Below are 3,004 nucleotides of genomic sequence, written 5' to 3' on the forward strand. Positions count from 1 at the left end.
AGTGATAAATTCCCGGTATTTTGTCTGACTATCTTTTGCACTTTCAATAATGAGTTCGTCTTTGTTGGTAAAATAACGATAAAGAGCTGGTTTCGTGACATCGAGTCTTCGTGCAATCTCTTCCATGGTGGTATTGCAATACCCTTTTTCAAGTAATACTTCAAAACCAGCCTGAATTATTCTTTTTTTTGCTTCATCCCGGTATTGGGAGATAATCTTAGCCATTCCTGTCAAGAAGTTTCGGCTGTAAGATGATAGATGTTTTGATTATTCACTTCAGTTACCAATAGGTAACTATTTTTATTAGCAGTAACAAGATCCTGTATCCGACTGATTTCTCTCTCGAAGAAGAATCAGAACGTGCAAATGGATATGATTCCAGATGATGACAGAAGAATTTTCATCAGAAACCCCGTGCATGGCCTTTTCTGGTGGCAGGATCCTGACCATGAACAGATCAGAACCGGAAGTCCAGGCAATTGTTTTTCAAAACGGAAAAATCCTGGCCACAGGGCAACGAGACATTCTGCAACGGTATGATGAGATAACGATAATCGATCTGAAGGGGAAAACCCTCATACCCGGGTTCATCGATTCTCATATTCATCTCTCGTTCGGAGCATTTCTTCCAGAATGGGCTGATCTCAGCGGATGTTCTTCAAAGGAAGAAGTTCTTTCAAAGATGAGGATACATGCTGATACTCACCCTGAAACCGAATGGATAGTGGGTTTTCCCTGGTTTGATCTCCCTTATGGCGGCTACGATATTACCCGGGAGGAACTGGACGCTGCAGTCTCTGCAAAGCCCGCGATCCTGATTCATACCTCGTTTCATGCCCTTCTTGCGAATACCCTCGCATGCAAAAAAGGAGGAATCAGTCGGGAATCTCAGGATCCTGACTCAGGTTTCATTGAAAAGCGTGAGGATGGTGAAGTATCAGGAGTGCTCCTGGAAGCAGCATGTGTTCCTGTTCTTTCCCATGTACTATCCATCTCTCCCCGCAGATATGCAGAACTGATAAACCAGGCTGCCAGGGATCTTCACCGGTTCGGGATTACCGCGATACAGGATCCTGGAGTAACGCCAGATGCGGAGGCTGCATATCGTCTCCTCCATGCAGAACAGAGACTTCCGGTATCAGTTCTGATGATGCCACACGGGAAAACCCTGCTAGACAACCGGATCGGTGACCGGCTTGATGGCGAGCCATGTGGTTCCGGAGATGAACAACTCCGGGTAGGACCGGTGAAGGTATTCGGGGACGGGGCAACCCAAAAGACAACCGCATTTACGTTTCAGATCGCTGATCAAACCGTTTCAAGCGGAGAATACCGGAATGATTTCCAGGAAACGCTTCGTGAAGCTGTAGGGCACGGGTTTCAGGTATGTGTTCACTGTCTCGGGAACCGTACGGTTGATGCAGTCCTTGATGCATTTGAATCTTCGAAAAATGAGGTCCCGTCCGGGTTTATCCTTCGTCCCCGGCTTGAACATCTGAACCTCTTAAGTCCAGAGCAGATCTCCCGTCTTTCTTCGATGCATTGTTGTGCATCAATCCAGCCACAATTCCTCTCGCGAGCCGGAAATATGAACCGGATGCCGATAAATGGAGCAACCTGGTTTGCATATCGTGATCTGATCACTCATGGAGTAATACTTGGGGGAAGCAGTGATTATCCGGGAGGATTTATGGATGGCAGGGATGTTATCGCCTGTATCAGAATGGGTTCAACCATGAGTGACGGGAACGGTAATACTATCTCTCCTGATCAGATCATGCCGTTTGAGGAATGGCTCTGGATTTATACCGCCGGAAGTGCCTATGTCGGAAACCAGGAACATGAGCGGGGAATGCTTGCAGAAGGGATGGTTGCTGACTTTGTCATTCTCGATGGGCTACTCGATCCTCTCTCTCCTCCGGTGGTTTCAGAGACATGGATCGGCGGAAAACGGGTATATTGCAGGAATGATGAAGAGCAGGACCGGTGATTGGCATGAATCGCCAGACCGACCGTTGTTCTATCAGAGATGAAGAAAGGGAGATCAGGATCAAAGGGGTGATAATCGGGATGATACCCGTACTGATCATGGCAATCGTCCTCTTCGGATCGTCGGGTGACGGGGACTGGATGATAGCCTGGATTTTTATCGGTATTCATACCTGTGCAACTATCATCCTTAGCTTCTCTCTTGATGTTACCCTCATTACAGAACGATCCACCCAGGGAGCAGACATGAAGAGATGGGACCAAATACTTGTAAAATTGTTAACTCTGTCCGGTTTATTAATCCTTCTGGTTGCAGGGCTCGATCACCGGTTCCACATAACTCCTTCAATTCCCTTTACTGTCCAGACTCCTGGTATCGTGCTGTTTATTCTGGGATACGGTCTTCTCATCTGGGCTGCGGAATCGAATGCTTTTTTCTCTGCTGTGGTAAGAATTCAGCATGATCGGGGTCATCATGTCATATCCCGCGGACCCTACCGGTTTGTCCGGCATCCCGGCTATTCAGGACTTATTCTCTGTATGATTGCTGAACCATTGATGTTTCAGTCATTGATGGCAGGTATTCCCTGTATCATGACGATTGGACTCCTGGTCTGGAGAACCTGGCGTGAAGATCGAACGTTATCTGAAGAGTTGGGCGGTTATGATGAGTACTCAGGAGTGGTTCCGTTCAGGCTTGTTCCGGGAGTATGGTGAAAGGTATTCACGATTCTCAATCAAAGAGGATTATCTTATCATAGTGCCCGCAGGAAAAAAATAGCTCAAACCGCTCCCATAATCCTCAAATACCCATGATCAACAGAGTAAAATATCCCTAATACAAATAGTAAAATAATAATATGACATCCATATCCAAAAAGATTGAACAGGAGGTTTTATCGCTCCCCGTTCGCGATCGGTTAGCATTAATCGATCGCCTTATCGAAAGCCTCAATCTTCCTCAAGATCCTGAAATCGATAGGCTCTGGGCTGAAGAAGCAGAACGGAGATTATC

At 46.6% G+C, this 3,004-nt stretch carries 4 protein-coding genes; 3 read left to right on the forward strand and 1 reads right to left on the reverse strand.

The annotated features are described in order from the left end of the window. On the reverse strand, positions 1-225 hold a 225-nt coding region (locus LUQ50_RS02085; protein WP_300035456.1), incomplete at its 3' end, for a TetR/AcrR family transcriptional regulator. 157 nt (positions 226-382) lie between these two features. Here LUQ50_RS02085 and LUQ50_RS02090 point away from each other — a divergent pair. The 3 genes from LUQ50_RS02090 to LUQ50_RS15900 all read left to right on the forward strand — a co-directional run. Next, positions 383-1,990: an amidohydrolase gene (locus tag LUQ50_RS02090; RefSeq protein WP_300035459.1), complete on the forward strand. Its 1,608-nt coding sequence runs from the start codon at positions 383-385 to the stop codon at positions 1,988-1,990. 5 nt (positions 1,991-1,995) lie between these two features. Next, the gene (locus tag LUQ50_RS02095) at positions 1,996-2,706 is read left to right on the forward strand and encodes an isoprenylcysteine carboxylmethyltransferase family protein (protein ID WP_300035462.1); all 711 of its coding nucleotides are present in this window, start codon (positions 1,996-1,998) and stop codon (positions 2,704-2,706) included. Between the two features lie 143 nt (positions 2,707-2,849). Then, a partial coding sequence (locus LUQ50_RS15900) for an addiction module protein (protein ID WP_367278938.1) occupies positions 2,850-3,004 on the forward strand: 155 nt, incomplete at its 3' end.

The sequence above is a fragment of the Methanospirillum sp. genome (assembly GCF_028679455.1).
Taxonomy (GTDB): Archaea; Halobacteriota; Methanomicrobia; order Methanomicrobiales; family Methanospirillaceae; genus Methanospirillum.

Excerpts from the sequence above, each read along its gene's own strand:
- LUQ50_RS02095 (WP_300035462.1), top strand. The coding sequence starts at position 1,996 with ATGAATCGCCAGACCGACCGTTGTTCTATCAGAGATGAAGAAAGGGAG.
- LUQ50_RS02090 (WP_300035459.1), top strand. The coding sequence starts at position 383 with ATGATGACAGAAGAATTTTCATCAGAAACCCCGTGCATGGCCTTTTCT.